Origin of the sequence: Wolbachia endosymbiont of Aedes aegypti, from assembly GCF_021496215.1 — a bacterium.
GTDB classification, from domain to species: Bacteria; Pseudomonadota; Alphaproteobacteria; order Rickettsiales; family Anaplasmataceae; genus Wolbachia; species Wolbachia pipientis.
In genome coordinates this window covers 598,464-614,328 of sequence record NZ_CP090902.1, presented here as the reverse complement: position 1 = coordinate 614,328, position 15,865 = coordinate 598,464, and the positions used below count along the sequence as shown (strand labels likewise).

The 15,865-nt window shown below is 32.8% G+C and carries 13 protein-coding genes and 1 pseudogene; 7 read left to right on the top strand and 7 right to left on the bottom strand.

Annotation, left to right across the window (positions count from 1 at the left end; all coding sequences use genetic code 11):
* Positions 1 to 480: 480 nt before the first annotated feature.
* Together L0Z58_RS03095 and L0Z58_RS03090 are read right to left on the bottom strand one after the other, a co-directional pair.
* Complete coding sequence (locus L0Z58_RS03095) at positions 481 to 1,020, bottom strand: pyrimidine dimer DNA glycosylase/endonuclease V (protein WP_010082266.1); 540 nt, start codon at positions 1,018 to 1,020, stop codon at positions 481 to 483.
* Entirely contained in the window at positions 1,021 to 1,917 is an 897-nt protein-coding gene (locus L0Z58_RS03090) for an Rpn family recombination-promoting nuclease/putative transposase (RefSeq protein WP_010962719.1), read from the bottom strand.
* A gap of 129 nt (positions 1,918 to 2,046) precedes the next feature.
* Between L0Z58_RS03090 and wmk (L0Z58_RS03085) the strand changes: the two genes are divergently transcribed.
* The 7 genes and pseudogenes from wmk (L0Z58_RS03085) to L0Z58_RS03055 all read left to right on the top strand — a co-directional run bounded on the left by wmk (L0Z58_RS03085) (position 2,047) and on the right by L0Z58_RS03055 (position 9,708).
* Entirely contained in the window at positions 2,047 to 2,958 is a 912-nt protein-coding gene (wmk, locus tag L0Z58_RS03085) for a WO male-killing family protein Wmk (RefSeq protein WP_010962718.1), read from the top strand.
* 169 nt (positions 2,959 to 3,127) lie between these two features.
* The gene (locus tag L0Z58_RS03080; protein WP_006280787.1) at positions 3,128 to 3,784 is read left to right on the top strand and encodes a JAB domain-containing protein; all 657 of its coding nucleotides are present in this window, start codon (positions 3,128 to 3,130) and stop codon (positions 3,782 to 3,784) included.
* A gap of 100 nt (positions 3,785 to 3,884) precedes the next feature.
* A pseudogene (locus L0Z58_RS03075) lies at positions 3,885 to 5,017 on the top strand (hypothetical protein).
* A 75-nt stretch (positions 5,018 to 5,092) separates the two neighbouring features.
* Positions 5,093 to 6,001, top strand: a complete 909-nt coding sequence (wmk, locus tag L0Z58_RS03070) for a WO male-killing family protein Wmk (protein ID WP_010962717.1) — start codon at positions 5,093 to 5,095, stop codon at positions 5,999 to 6,001.
* A gap of 25 nt (positions 6,002 to 6,026) precedes the next feature.
* Positions 6,027 to 6,938 carry a WO male-killing family protein Wmk gene (wmk, locus tag L0Z58_RS03065; protein ID WP_010962716.1) on the top strand — a complete coding sequence of 304 codons (912 nt, stop codon included), beginning with the start codon at positions 6,027 to 6,029 and terminating at the stop codon, positions 6,936 to 6,938.
* Between the two features lie 483 nt (positions 6,939 to 7,421).
* On the top strand, positions 7,422 to 8,336 hold the full coding sequence (locus L0Z58_RS03060) for a DMT family transporter (RefSeq protein WP_006280073.1): 915 nt from the start codon (positions 7,422 to 7,424) through the stop codon (positions 8,334 to 8,336).
* Between the two features lie 64 nt (positions 8,337 to 8,400).
* Positions 8,401 to 9,708: a UDP-glucose dehydrogenase family protein gene (locus tag L0Z58_RS03055; RefSeq protein WP_006280072.1), complete on the top strand. Its 1,308-nt coding sequence runs from the start codon at positions 8,401 to 8,403 to the stop codon at positions 9,706 to 9,708.
* A 17-nt stretch (positions 9,709 to 9,725) separates the two neighbouring features.
* Here L0Z58_RS03055 and L0Z58_RS03050 read toward each other — a convergent pair whose 3' ends face one another.
* The 5 genes from L0Z58_RS03050 to L0Z58_RS03030 all read right to left on the bottom strand — a co-directional run bounded on the left by L0Z58_RS03050 (position 9,726) and on the right by L0Z58_RS03030 (position 15,864).
* Positions 9,726 to 10,871, bottom strand: coding sequence for an MFS transporter (locus L0Z58_RS03050; RefSeq protein WP_006280071.1), 1,146 nt, complete (start codon positions 10,869 to 10,871; stop codon positions 9,726 to 9,728).
* A gap of 127 nt (positions 10,872 to 10,998) precedes the next feature.
* Positions 10,999 to 12,051, bottom strand: coding sequence for a threonine aldolase family protein (locus L0Z58_RS03045; protein ID WP_006280070.1), 1,053 nt, complete (start codon positions 12,049 to 12,051; stop codon positions 10,999 to 11,001).
* A complete protein-coding gene (locus L0Z58_RS03040) occupies positions 12,048 to 13,097 on the bottom strand; it encodes a threonine aldolase family protein (RefSeq protein WP_006280069.1) in 1,050 nt (349 codons plus the stop codon). The genes L0Z58_RS03045 and L0Z58_RS03040 overlap by 4 nt, the downstream gene beginning before the upstream one ends.
* Before the next feature lies 1 nt (position 13,098).
* Positions 13,099 to 14,874 (bottom strand): ABC transporter ATP-binding protein, encoded by a 1,776-nt coding sequence (locus L0Z58_RS03035; protein ID WP_010962714.1) that lies wholly within the window; start codon positions 14,872 to 14,874, stop codon positions 13,099 to 13,101.
* Positions 14,875 to 15,864, bottom strand: a complete 990-nt coding sequence (locus tag L0Z58_RS03030; protein WP_010962713.1) for a phytanoyl-CoA dioxygenase family protein — start codon at positions 15,862 to 15,864, stop codon at positions 14,875 to 14,877.
* Between the last annotated feature and the right edge of the window lies 1 nt (position 15,865).

The following is a 15,865-nucleotide window of genomic DNA, read 5'->3' as shown; positions in this document are numbered from 1 at the left end:
TGTAAATGATAGTAAGGGAACAGCAAAGTAGTTATATTAAGGGACTGGTTTTATGTTCTGAACTCAGATTTTCGTTAGGTTATAAAAGAAGTAATATCGAGACCTTACTTTGAAATTCCAGATTATCAGAGTACTTTGCTCTTCTGAAGTGAGTGATGTTGGAATACCTCTGGATCGCAGTACTAATAACCAAAATTAAAGAGTAAATAGTTTATAATTTAAGTATTTATAATAGAGAAATTAGCATGTATCTAAATTTGAGCAGCAAATACCTTGAAATTACCATCAATTCAGTAAAATTGAAGAGTTTTAATGGTTTAATCATGTAAAGTATTCAATAAACTGCCGTTTTTAAATTTTATCAGACTCAGTTAAAAGAGTGGAGATTTTAATGATTTACCTCAAATCTAATTAAGAGTTAAAGTGAGAAGATGTTTTAGTTTTTATGCACCTTCCTCTCTACTAATTAAGGCGTTCTTTTTATTTGCGGCTTTTCAGACGTACGATTCTGCTTAGCAACCAATCCGGTACTTCTCTACCCTTTTCCCACTTAGCAAACCTCATCTTTTCTTTTAGGTAGTACTCTCTGTAAGCTTTTACTGAATGACTAGACTTATATTGATCTGGTAACGCCTGTACAAAAGGCTTTATATCGGTTGATTGAAAAACAAGCAAATTCTTATTACTATCACACCAATCTATAACTTCTTCTGATCTATGTTTTCTTTTATATCGCCAAGTATACTCTTTGCACAGCTCCCTTCCGTATTTTATTAACCAGAAAAAGTTCCCTTTGGATTGTCTAGCCCATAGAGAACAAGGGTGGTTTTTGTGAGTAAGTTTATATGGAACTTCTATATTCTGGTCTGTGATGCTGACTAAAGGATTTGGCACTTTTAATGCTATTGAAAAAACATTACTCAGTAACTGAGCAGTTTCTAATAGCATTTTTACTATATGCTTATCACATAACATTTTTGCCGCAATCTCTGGGTTTTCATCTAGTACAAAGATGTTCATCTAAACATCCAAAGAGCTTAAGTCTTTAATTTCATTAGCTGTAAGACCAGTAGTTTGAGCTATGATATCAATAGAAACTCCTGCTTTAAGTAGATTCTTTGCAACTTCAATTTCCCTCTCTTTTCTGCCTTTTTCATGTCCGATGAGGATGCCTTTTGCAGTAGCATCATCAAGTTTTTGAGCAAGGACAGCCTGTTCATCAAGAATACGTTTTATTTCCTGTTCATAGGCAATAAATTCTTTTTCTGACCAGTTGAACCTATTTAGTTCTTCATAGGCCTTTTTAATTATTAGATCACTACCTATTATTTTTTCGAGCTCTTCTTCACTAGTCTCATCTGCATATTTAAAGAAGTAGACCCATTTCTCAACAATACTTGAAAGCTGATCTTCTTTGGTTTTTGGAAATTTAGGCAACTCAATAAATATAAAGTAAAAATCTTTTAGATCATGTTCATTAGTATCTTCATCGCGAATGGTATGCTTTGACTTATACTCAGACTTATCAGGAAATAAAATACAGTCTGCTATAGCAATAAAGATAATTTCCTTAAGGTCATGATATTGATCGCCTTTGTCAGCCTGTCTTGAATAGGCTTTAGCAGCATAGTATTGAGCACGTTTTTCAAAGCCCTTAGTTTTAGCGACCTGCATTTCGACTATCACTTGCAGCCCATTTTTATCTCTACAAAGAACATCAACAATGCTTTGTTTTTTAGAAGCAATATCAGGATCTTGAATAGTACTTAAAAACTCTATATCCTGTATTGCATTTGTTCCAGCAAAGCCGAGAATATCATTAAGAAAGTGAATAAGGATATCTTTATTTTTTTCAGTACCAAAGATGCGCTTGAACGATATATCATTCTTGGGATCGAGAAACTTCGAAAGAGCCATAGGAAATCCACTTAAAAAGCATTAATAATTATACACAATTGTGAAGAAATATTCAACTAAAATTCAAACATAGAAAGAAGCATCCCTTTTGTATATCTTTATTTGGTAGTATTAACCTGTATAATATTTATGGCAAATATCTCGATAAGGTACAAAATAGCACAAAAAGTAAGGAGCTGGAGGTTAAAGCGAGGTTATACTCAAAAAGATTTAGCGGGAAAAATTGGCGTAACGTATCAAGTAGTACTACAATATGAAAAAGGAACACGTAAAATTTCGATTGAGAAATTGTATGCTATAGCAGAAGTGTTATCGGTTGGCATCATAGATCTTATTCCTGTATCAAGTGAAAAAATTTGCCTTAAAAACGAAGAAGAGGAAATATTAAATCTAGTAAGAAAATATAAAACGATTAATGATCAAGAGTTGCGCAAGGTGTTTTACTTGCTAACAAAATTTACCCGAGTTGGTGAGAAAAGTAGTAAAAAAGCAGAGAAGGTAAAAATTGCAAAGGGTATGGTTAAAGCAGGAATTTCTGTTGATATTGTTTCACAAGCAATTGGCCTCTCTGCTAATGAGTGTGTTGAAGAAAAAACAGGTTCTATCTACTACCAAATAGGAAAAAAGATAAAAGAATGGAGGCTAGTGAGAGAGTATACTCAAAAGGATTTGGCTGAGAAAATGGATACAACACGTGATGAAATAAGCAACTATGAGCAAGGACGTGTGGCCATTCCACTGGAAAAATTATATGCAATAGCAGAAACATTATCAATTAGCATTACAGATCTGCTCATAGAGGAAGATGAGATAGTAGAAAGTGAGCTACCTGATTTAATAAAAGAATACAAAAAAATTGAGAGTCAAGAATTACGCTATGCGCTAATAAAATCTCTGTTTGAAAGCATACAAATTTGCGAAGAAAAAGTGAAAAGAGCAGAAAAGATGAAAATTGCAAAGGATTTAGTGAAAGGAGGAATTTCTACCGATATTATTTTGCAAATAACAGGCCTCTCTTTAGGTGAAATTCAACAGATTTAAAATAAAAAATCAGTATATATTAATATCTTTACTCTTAGATGAAAAAATAAGTAAAAAAGATTGAGAAATTGATTTGACTTCACTCGAAAGCTATGGCTTTATGCCAATGCTGATAAAAAACAGCAGTAAATATCTAAAAAAAGTTTGTTGTTAGTGAAAGGTAAATTATATGAATAAAAGTAAAGAAGAAATCGAATTCAGAATATTAGAAAGCAAAGGCAAAGCACTACTTGATCGTGAAATAATGGAAACGTTTCTAAGTGCAGTACATGAAAGCCCACAGGCTCAAGAAATTGCTAAAAATTTGGTGAATACTTATACAGGAGTAGGAAGGATTTTAGGTAGAGAAATGGATGACCTGAAAGTTATAGAAGGAGTAACTGATTCTGCAGTAGCAATGATTATGTGTGTTAAGGAAACACTAGAAAGGGTACTGAAAGAAAAGCTTAAGAGTGAGCCAATCATGGACTTACAAGGGATAGTAGAGTACTTAAACGTAAGTATAGGCCACTCAGAAAGGGAATGTGTAAAAATACTGTACTTGAATAAAAGGCGTCAACTAATTGGAGAAGAATCCTATATTGGTGAAATGGAAAAAGCACCAGTATACATAAAGGAAATTACAAGAAAGGCATTAATGAAAAATGCAACATCAATAATAATGTCACATAACCATCCTGGAGGGAGCTTAGAGCCATCAGAAGAAGATCAAGCAGTAACGAAGAGCTTAGCAGCAGCATGTAGTACTGTAAGCGTAAAATTGTTTGACCATATTATCATCACAAGTGGAGGCTATTTCAGCTTTCGAGAAAATGGATTGTTATAGTAGAAAGTATTTGCAAATCTACTCATTATAATTTATAATGAGTAGTAAGATGTATAAAGTTTATTGTACGCTTAAAAAGTATTTTTAATATGAGGTTTATATGACTAGTAAAGATCGGAATAAAAAGACTAATGTTAATCACAAGAAAATATTTGGTGCTCTTGAAGGCGTTGATATAAAGCAGTCTAAATTTGTGAGTAAAATTAATAACCAGAAGGAGATAAACCGGGAGGCCTCCCCTAGCAGAAACATTCGCGAAAACAAAATCAACTACGGGAAAAGCCTTGACTATGTTTATGGCACAAAACCTTTAAATGATCAAGCAGAAGATTTAAATCCATTTGCTTCAAATTTGCAAAAAATAAAACCAAGTGCAAGCGAAAGTGAAAAGTTGAGCTGGTTTAAGAGTGCTGTAGTAGAGACAAAAAACGTAAATGCATTGCATAAAGTTATAGAGCAAGTATTAGCCTCTGGAGCAAGAGTAAATGCATGTAATGATGGGGAGTGGAGCTTCGCAGAATACATGATATTGGGCACACACTTTCACAGATTAGAAAAAAGTGATCGAAAAAAGATAATGCGTAAGCTAATGCTAAGTGGTGCAGAGTTTCATGATACTCTACTACAGAATAAACTGATAGGTGAAATCTATAATGAGCTACAACCAGAAGTTCAGCCACAGATAGATGAGAGACTAGAAGAACTAGAGAAAGCTGGCGAAAGTGCTGTGCAAGAAGGAGAATTAATAGATGTTGAGATAGATAATACAACATCGTACATAGAGTTTTCTGGGAATAGCAAGGTAGAGGTAGCCAAAATACTGAGAGAGTTAGGGAGTAACATTTTAAAAATGGGTAATAATGCAGTTGAGATCAGAAGGGAGGAAGGAGGTGCAAGAAATTACGTTGATGTATCAGATGGTAGCTCCGTGTGTTAGAATTTCCTACAAGCCTTGGTAAGCTAAATATTGTATTGTACCAGGACGTAAAAAACTGCAGTCAGGTACAAGTAAAAGTAGCGGATAAGGAAATGTGGGCTGAATTACAAAAAAGAGGAGAAGAAATTGGAAAAAATTGCCTTTTTGGGGGAGTGAAACTTAAGAAAGTGGTAGAAAGAGGTAATTTCACTAGGTGCGGCATATGGAGTGAAAAGCAGAAGGAAGTAAGTGAAAAATTGTTTTCATGGGCAGACAAAGTACGTGAAAATAGTAAAGAAACTTGTAGGGCACTTTAATTCATCAATTTAAAGGTTCCAGAGTCTGGCTATTATATCTGGAGCCTTTGAGCTATAGTATAAAATATTATATGTATGGTTCTTTTTGTGGAAAAAAGTCTAGATTATAAAGTGGGAGAAAAATTAAAAAGTTGGAGGTTAGAGAGAGGGTATACTCAGAAAGATTTAGCAGAGAAACTTGGTGTAAAGTACTGGGTAATACTTCAATATGAAAAAGGGAATCGTAGAATTTCAATTGAAAGGTTATATGCTATAACTGAGGCACTATCAATCAGTATTACGGATCTAATTCCTATATCAAAAAGCTGTCTTGAAGATGAGGGAGAAGAAATCTTAAATCTAGTAAGAGAATATAAAAAGATTAATGACCAGGAGTTACGTAAGATGTTTTGTTTACTAACCAATTTTGTCCAAGTTAGTGAAAAAAGTAGTAAAAAAGCAGAGAAAATAAAGATTGCAAAAGGTTTGGTTAAAGCAGGAGTTTCTGTTGATATTGTTGCAAAAACAATTGGCCTCTCTGCTGATGAATGCGTTGAAGAAAAAGGAGGTTCTATTTACTGCCAAATAGGAAAGAAGATAAAAGAATGGAGGCTAGTGAGAGAGTATACTCAAAAAGATTTAGTAGAAAAAATGAGTACAACACGTGACGAAATAAGCAACTATGAGCAAGGAAGGACTGCTGTTCCACTTGATAAATTATATGAAATGGCAGAAGCATTATCGATTAATATTACGGATCTACTAATAAAGGAAGGGAGTAAAGTGAAAAATGAGCTACCTGATTTGATTAAAGAATACAAAGAAATTGAGAGCCAAGAACTACGGCATGCACTAATAAAGTCTTTGTTTGAAGGGATACGGATTTGTGAGGAGAAAGTGAGAGAGATAGAAAGGATTAAAGTTGCAAAGGATTTAGTAAAAGGGGGAATTTCTATTGATATTATTTTGCAAATAATCGGTTTATCCGTTGATCAAATTGCATGAAAATTTATTTCTAAGTAAGGTATATATGTTTGTTTCTGTAAGCGATATTAGTTCTATAAGCTACAAAATAGGACAAAAAATAGAAGATAGCAGGTTAATGCGAGGGCATACTCAAGTAGAATTGGCAAGTGAAATAGGTTTAACATACCAAGAAGTAAACAGCTATGAAAATGGGTATATTCCTATTCCAATTGAAGTACTATATGTAATAGCAAGAGTATTGTCAGTTAATGCTATAGATTTATTACCCGAACCAGTAATAGTAAGGGAAGACAGCTATGAAGACGAGGAAATACTCTATCTAACGAAAATATATGAGAATCAAAAGTTAGGCAAAATAGTACCTTCATTAGTCAGGTTTGTTCATATTAGCGAAAAAATTAATCAAGAAGAGGCAAGGTTGGAAATAGCAAAAAATCTAGTGAAAGAAGGAGTTTCAGTTGACATAATTTCCCAGGCAACCGGCTTATCTATTTACGAGTATGATAATACAGAGAGAGAAATCTGCACTGATTCTATATATTACAGAATAGGGCAAAGAATAAGAGAATGGAGGTTAATAAGAAGGTATACTCAAAAAGATTTAGCGGATAAAGTTGGCGTAACACTCAAGGAAATACATGAATATGAAAGAGGTTATACTACCATACTATTTGATAAATTATATGAAATAGCAGGAGCATTATCAGTAAATATTAAAGTCTTGCTACCTGAAACGAGAGAAAGTAAAAAGCTATTGAGCTTAATAAACGAGTACAGAGAACCGGAATCATTAGATGCGTTAGTCAAATCTCTATCTGAAGATATGAAAAGCGGCAAGGAAAAAGTTAAAAAAGCAGAGAAAATCAGGGTTGCGAAAAATCTAGCAAAGGCAGGTGTTGCAATTGATATTATTGTGCGAGCAAGTGGCCTAACTGCTGATGAGTGTGAAAATTGAATTGTGTTAAAGACGGTACTGAGAAACATTATATTAAGATATAAGTAAAGATGGTTACGTATTTAATATATCTATTCTGAAAATTTGTTTAGCTGACTCAACTGAAGCATTTTCGTAAAGTTTTGCTGCTAATTTGCTTGTTTGATAACTTTCTTTAACGTCTTCACAGCTAACACTGAAAACACATATTGCTAATGCTAGCAGAGAAGCTAGTTGGTAAAATTGCCACAGCCGTCAGTACTCCCGATTACTTTTCCTGATAATGTGATAGTATTCGCAAGTATTATCATATATTACAAAAAAATCAGTTAGCATTTCTGTTTATTAAAATTATACAATAAAGCTGCACTTTATATAATACTTCTCAAATCATTTCTACTAAATATTTATGAATATGGTTAAACAGTAGATAGAGGAAAACTTGTCTAGTATTGATCTTTTTTATAGTAAAGTTATCTCATAAAATATTAAATTGGGAGTTTTATGGATCACAGATTAAGAGCTTATTTGCTTGGAGTTACCTGGTTTATACTCAGTTTACTTAGTAGTGTAGCTAATGATACTATATCAAAATATCTAAGTTTACATCTCCAAAGTTTTGAAGTAATCTTTTTCCGCTTTTTATTTAGCACTATTACCCTTGTACCTTTTATGCTTTACTATGGAAGAGAAGCTTTTAAAACAAGTCAAATATCTATTCAGATAACTAGAGGAGTATTGTTATTTGTTGGAATAACCTTGTGGACCTATGGGTTAGCTATTTTTCCCATAGTAACTGCAACAATTATAAGTTTTTCTATACCATTATTTGTTATACTTCTTGCAATCCCTTTACTAAATGAAAATATAATTTGGCAAAGATGGTCAGTAACTGTTATTGGCTTTGTTGGTATTGCTATTACTACCAAAGCTTATAGTGAAGACTTTAATCCTAAAATTCTTATTTTTATTGTATCTACATTAATCTTTGCTATATTAGACATACTTAATAAGAAACTCGCAATAAAAGAGTCCGTAATAAGTATGTTATTTTATTCAGCTCTAACAACAACTATTTTTTCCACTGTGCCTTTGCTGTTTTATTGGCATTTGCCTTCCTTGTTAGAATTAGTATTACTACTGATTTTGGGAATTAATTCAAATCTAATTCTGTTCTTCACATTAAAAGCTTTTACTCTTGCAGATGCTACTGCACTTGCACCATATAGATACATAGAGCTAATAATTTCTGCAATAGTAACATATGTTATGTTTAATGAGTTGCCTGATAAAAGTGCTTTGTATGGTATTTTAATATTAATACCATCGACTTTGTTTATAGTTTATTCAGAAAGTAAAGTAATTAAGAAAAATAATGTATGCAACGCTAGAGTAAAAATTTATGACTCTAATTGTTAATGATGTTCTTTTTAAATGTTTAAGCAGTTGAGCTACATTAGGATATTTTTAAGGTGATGACAAGATGTATATAACCATTATAGGAATAGGGTATGTAGGTTTAGTATCTTGTGCAATGTTATCAGAGCAGGGTCATAACGTTGATTGCATTGACATAAATACTAAGAAGATTGAGTTATTGAAATTAGGAAAAATTCCTATATATGAGCCTGGATTAGCAGACTATTTAGAGAATAATATAAAGTTACAAAGGATAAGATTCTTCGATTCGTATTCTCAAATAAATCCCAACACAGAAGTAGTGTTTGTAACTGTAGATACTCCATCAGACTCCCTAGGAAATGCAAATTTACAGAATGTATATAATGCAGTAAGTGAAGTTTCTGAGAGAGTTAATCAAGATTGCTTAATAGTGATAAAGTCAACTGTTCCTCCTGGTACTGCAGAAAATATATATAATTATTTATCTAATAAGGGCTATAACTTTGATTTGGGGGTTAATCCAGAGTTTCTCAAGCAAGGCTCTGCAGTATCAGATTTTTTATACCCAGATAGGATAATAATAGGAGTAAAAACTAAGCTAGCTAGAGCAAAACTAGAAGTTATATATAGATCATTTATAGATAAGAATATTCCGTTAATAGTCACTGATACAGTTACTGCTGAAATGATTAAATATGCTTCTAATGCTTTTCTAGCAACAAAGGTTGCTTTTATCAATGAGATGGCAGGTTTATGTGAGCTATTAGGAGCAGACATTGACCTTTTAGCTAACAGTATGGGAATGGACCATAGAATAGGTAAGGAATTTCTCAAAGCTGGTCCAGGATTTGGAGGATCATGTTTTCCTAAAGATTTGTCAGCTTTAATAAGGCTTGCTGAAGATCACAATGTCAAGCTACAAATTTTAAATTCAGTTAAGGAATCTAACTATAATCATATAACAAACATTGCTAAAAAGGTAGAATATGTATTAAATGGAGTCCAAAATAAAAAAATAGCAATATGGGGGCTAACTTTTAAGTCTGGTACTGATGATGTAAGAAATAGCCCAGCTATAGATATTGCACAATTGTTAGTGAATAACAAGGCTAAAATTACTGCATATGACCCAATGGGGATGGATAATGCTAGGCAAGTTCTAAAGGATATAGAATACGCGGACAATGCTATAGGGGCTGCAAGGGACGCGGAAGCCTTGTTATTGTTAACGGAGTGGAAAGAATTTAAAAATCAAGATTTTGCAAGTTTAAAGAGTATTATGGCTGCACCTAATGTTTTTGATTTCCGTAATTTATTAGATAGCGAGCTATTACTAAGATATGGTTACCATGTTTATTCCTTGGGTAAAAAATCTATCTACAAAGTTTAACTGTTGAGAAATTTTTTTTACACCGCTTTACTTAGTTTTTTTAGATCTTTGCTTGATAGTATGGAAAAGCAAACGAGTGCAACAACAGAGCAAATGGAAAAAAATGAAAACATAATACTGTTACCACAGTGCTTAACAAGTACTCCTAAGAGCACGCATGAAAATATTGAACTTGCAATATACCCAAATAATCCTGTTAAGCTTACAATTGCACATACATTATTTTGTGGAGCAATTTCTACAGCTATAACACCTGTCAGTACTTGCACTCCAAATATAAAGAATCCTGATAAGATTGCACAAAGGTTCATAAGAATTATGTTTTGACCAAAGTTCATTGCAATAAAAGTGAGTGCTATACCCAACATATAAAGTGATGCCAGCAAGCTTCTATTTTGAAAGAAGTACATATCACTAATTCTTCCTGTTATTAAAGTTCCAAGGATTCCACCTAAATCATATACGCCTGTTATTAGTGAGGATTGTACAAGAGAAATTTGTAATTTATTCTTTAAAATTATAGGAAACCAAAAGAAGATTCCCATTTTTATAATATAAGCACAAAAAGTAGCACAACATAGAAACCATATGGAACTTGTTACCTTGATACCTATTTGAGATTTCTGCACCTTATAATAGGTAGTAAAGTTGGCACTTTCTTTGTAATATGCCTTTAATATTATATAAATTCCAAAAAGTAAGCATAAGAAACCAGAGTACAAAAATGCACTTTTTGCATTATATATTTTAATTATACTTGGTAATACAATTAAAGTAATACAAGAACCAAGTTGCTGAGATGCGCTCATAACTCCCCATGATGATGCAATTGAAGAGATGCTAGAGTTTGTAACCATAAACTTGGTAATAGCTGGCCAACCTAACCCTTGTGTCCAAGCTAATAATATTAATGTTAACAGTAATAAAGTTAGATTATTATATGATAAAGTTATACCAATGGTTAATAATCCAGTTGCAATATTGCATAGCCCAAACATAAATAATGGATTATTTTTGGAGTCCATGATTATTCCATTAACAAATTTTGATACTCCATAAAAAAAAGAAAAGCAGGCAAAAAAATAGCTTAATTTTACATGGTCAGTATCTATTAACAGTGGTAGAGCAATTGGTATACTTTGTCTTGATAAATAAAGCAGCATATATCCACAGAAGAATAGTAAATATTGAAAGAAGACAAAGTTCACACCTATTTCCAAATAGCTCTATGCAGATGCTAGTATAATACTATATTGGTATAATATTGTTTGACAAGAAGTTTGCAAACAATTAGTGCAGAAAATTACTTAGTATCTTTCTTATAGCAGATACAGTAGTATTAATATCTTCATAGCTTATATCTCTATGTGTTATAGCTCTGATTTTACCTTTGATGTTAGCCATTCTAATTCCATAATTTGTCATTAGTACGTTTATTAATTCTTGAGTAGATATACAATTAGTACGTAATGAAAAATACGCTATATTAGTTTTATACAGGTCGATATCAATTATAACTTGATCTATGGAGTCTAGGCCTTCTATAAGGTGCTGCATTTTTTTATGATCTTCTTCTAAAGAATTTACATTATTACGTAGAGCATATAAACATGCAGCTGAAATAATGCCAGCTTGGTGCATACCTCCGCCAATTTGAAACTTATAGTACCAAGCTTTTTCAATAAAATCTTCACTTCCAAGCAATATTGCACCCATTGGAGCACCTAATCCTTTACTAAAATCAATGAATACCGAATCAAAATAACTTGCATACTCCTTTGGAGATATTTTAGTATGAGCACAAGCGTTGAACAGTCTTGCTCCATCTAAATGAGTGAATACGTCATTCTCTTTGCAGAGACTTGAGATCTCTTGAATATATTCTAAAGGCCACACAGCTCCACCACCAAAATTTGTCGTTTGTTCGATAGAAACAAGCCCAACTCTCGGAATATTTCTTAAACTAGGACGAGTAATAAACTCAACAATTTGTTCTCCAGTAAATATTCCTCTTGTACCTTTGATGGGCAAAGGAGTAGCATGTGCCTGGGCTGCGATCAAGCCAGATTGTACTATGAGTGGATGTGAAGTTTCATCAAGCAGCAAGTAATCACCAGGTCTTTGAATGTGTACTTTATAAGCAATTACATTGGACATCGTTCCTGAAATCAAAAAGATTCCTGCAGGTTTACCTAATATTTTACATGCGGTTGCCACTAATTCGTTCACAGTTGGATCTTCACATGCAGCTTCGTTTCCAACTTTTGCTTTAGCCATCGCTTCCCTCATTTTAGCTGAAGGGTCAGTGTTTGAATCGCTAAAGAAATCTATTTTTACTCTCATATTAAATTTAACACAACCTCCTTTATAATTTCAGCAGCTTTCATGATGTCTGTTTCCTTTGTGCCAAGATGGGTAACTGCTCTTATATGAGACTCGAGCCAAGGAAAAAGCAATAAACCATAAGCTTGGCACTTACTCAAGAAAACCTCATTAGTTACATTTAGTGCTTTTATACTAAAGCTTACTATATTAGTTTCTGGATAAGGTAGTACCAGTTTTATGTGTGGAATTTCCTTAATCTTGTCTGCAAACAGTTTGGCGAGTTTATTGTCTTCTTTAAGCCTAGAAATATTGTTCTGTAGTACATACTTTGCTGCATTAGCACAATACCCTATCTGATGATAACCACTACCTAGCCAAACCTGTAGCTTTTTAGCCCTTTCAATTATCTCTCTTTTACCCATAAGCATTGAACCAAAAGGAGCTCCCAGTCCTTTGGTAAAAGAAAAGCTCATTGTATCCACATATTTAGCATAATCTGCTAAAGCAATATTTGTTTCGACATGAGCATTAAATATTCTTGCACCGTCTAAATGAAGATTTACATTGTGAGCTTTTAAAAAGTGATATAACTCGACTTGTTTTTCAAAAGGATAAATTTTACCATTAAACCCGTTTATACTATTTTCTATAGAAACAAGACTCACCTGAGCAAAAATTTTGTACCTTGGCTTAGAATTAATAGCATATTCTACTTCAGCAACATCTAAGATTCCGCTATTATTTCTAATACAATTAAATACGATATTATTTACTTTTGCATTGCCTGCGCTATCGAAAAAATTAACGTGATAATTATAATGAGTTATTAGTTCATCACCAGGACTTGTTTGACTGGCAATGGCTAATCTATTTGCAAGCATACCGCTGGTTGCAAATAATGCTTCTTCTACTTTGAATAATTGTTTGCAATATTCTGATAAGTCATTACAGCTTTTGTCTTCACCATAAGCAAAATCTCCAACAGTTGCATTACTTATTGCATGTATAACGTTGGAGCTCTGCAGAGTTGTAGTGTCACTTCTCAGATCAATAATTTTTTCCATCTTATTTTTTGCCATTCAAACAACCAATTTGAGCATTCCAAAGTTCCTTGTAAAGACCTTGCTTAGAAACTAATTCAGCGTGTTTACCATCTTGGACAATTTTTCCTTTGTTAAATACTAGAATTCGGTCCATATGTAAAAGTGTAGAAATACGGTGTGCTATAGTAATGGTGGTTTTATTTTCCATCAACTTAAATAAACTCATTTGAATTGTTTTCTCTGTTATAGAATCTAACTGACTAGTTGGCTCATCGAAAAATAATATCGGAGCGTTTTTTAGAAATGCTCTCGCTATGATTATTCTTTGTCTTTCCCCTCCAGATAGCTTTATGCCTTTTTCTCCGACTACAGTTTCATATTGATCGGGTAGAGTCATAATGAAATCGTGAATACCAGCCAGCTTTGCAGCTCTTATTATTTCTTCGATAGTAGATTGAAGTTTACCATATATAATATTTGCTAAAATAGTATCATGAAACAACAATGGTTCTTGAGGTATTACAGATATTTGTTGCCTCAAAGAACTCTGTGTAACTTCCGATACTACTTGATTATCAATCTGTATATTACCTTTTTTAACATCAAATAGCCTTATGATTAAGTTTATAAAAGTAGATTTACCACCTCCAGAATAACCAACTAGACCTACCTTTTCGCAAGGATTAATGGTAACTGAAAAATCTTGAAATAATGACTTCTGACCCTCATAAGAAAAAGAAACATTATTAAACGTTATTCTTCCACTTAATAAATTTAATTTTTTAGCATTTTCCTTATCTTGAATTTCTGGTACGGTAGTCAAGATTGGCAATGCATCTGAAACTTTGCCGAAATGAGTAGAAAATTGGGTAAGATTCCTAGTTAGATGGTTAAGAAACTCTATAATCGATATATTAATTCCAAGTACAAGAGCAATATCTCCTATTGCAATCTTGTTCAATTGATAATCATGAATTAAAAAATACAAGTTTACTGCTTGGAGTATATCAAATGAATAGCCATATATAAACCAAAGCCAAAAGTATGCCCATTGTAATTTTCTTTCTGCAATAGTTTTTTTCTTGCATACTTGAAAAAATTTATGCCTCTCATGCGCTTGCCGAGAAAATAACCTTACTGATATAACATTTAAAATACTGTCGGCTATACCCGCTATTACTTGTGAACTTTGTTTAGAATGATCATCGGCTAATCCGGTAAGCACCCGAAAACTGAAAACCGAAATCAAAATAAAAATGTTCACCCAAATGAATGTAGCTATTGCAAACTTTATATTTACTAGTGATAAAGTATAAATAGCCAAGATTAATGCTATACTATAACTAAAGAAACAGTCTATAAGCAGTCTTATTAGCTCTATCACACTATCCATTAAGTTACTGACCTTATATACTAAACTTCCGGATAGGTTGTTTTGATAATAGGAATGGTCTTGCTGAAGCAGCCTGTAAAAAGACATATCAGCTATTTTTTGACGCATTGAGGTAAACATTCGAATGTCAACAAAATAGCCATAGAATCTAAAAGCAGTAGTAATAAGTAATGCCATACAAACATAAGCGCTTACAGGTAATAAAAGATTTTCAATTACATTACCTTCTTGATATTTTACAGCTGTATCTAAGATATTTTTTACTACATACTTTCTAAAAGATAAATCAATAGCCACTACTAGGGCAACCAGGAACATTACAAGCACATTAAGCTTAAACTTGGATAAGATATTCAAAATGAACACCAATATATACTTGAAACTACCAACTCTACTTTTGTTCATTTATAATGCTAGCTCCACCACATTGACTTTTTTATTGAGAAATACAAGCAGTGAAAACCATAAATTTTTGTATATTTTTCCTGAAATGTCTCCAGCATCATGTAGTGCTGACGCTTGATTCAGAATAAGCAGCTTATATAAATCTCGCTTAGCTTCAGCAGTGTTGACCTCAGAAATATTTGTAGTTGTGTCTGTAATAAAGGCTAACCAGCTCTTAATAAGTTCTTCCATATTTTTTGTTTTTATACTTTCCTGGCGACGAAATAATGATAAGTATTCTCTCAGTATAAATTCTGTTAATGCACCACAGTTTAATATACCAAAAACTGAAGGCTGAGGTTTTGGCACACAAGGAAGACTTTTATCTTTTACAACCCATCTCGTAACATAAGCAAACCTATCTTTAGCATCTATATTCTTATCACTACCATGCCATAACCGTGAATCAAAAACTATCGCATCTCCTGCTGAAATAGGTAGTGACTTAATTTTATAATTTTCCCGGTTATCCGAGTATTGATCCAAAAAGTATGGATGCCAAAAATCAACTAGAGGCTGTATTTTCCAGTTGTGACTATCTTCTATAACTTGTAGTGCACCTGAAGTTTTATTGACATTATTCAAAGCTAGCCAAACAGAAAAATGATAAGGGTCATTAAAGCTATAAGAGATGTCCTGATGGAAGGGAACTGCATCTATTAAATCAGCAGTTTTACATATAACATTTGATTTGTTCTGCAGTATCTGGCATTGAAGTGACTTTTCAAGATAATTTTTAATAATTTTATCTAATACTTGAGATACAATTCTAGTTACCTGAGATGATGTACCCCATCTTCCAGTGCAGTTTAAATAGTCAGAAGTTGAAACACCTAATTCTTGAGATAACTTTGATATCTTGCTTATTATATCATTTAAAGACTGAGTTATTAACTCTAAAGGAACTAGATTTTTGATAATAAAAAAACCATTTTTTTGCAATGCTTTCATA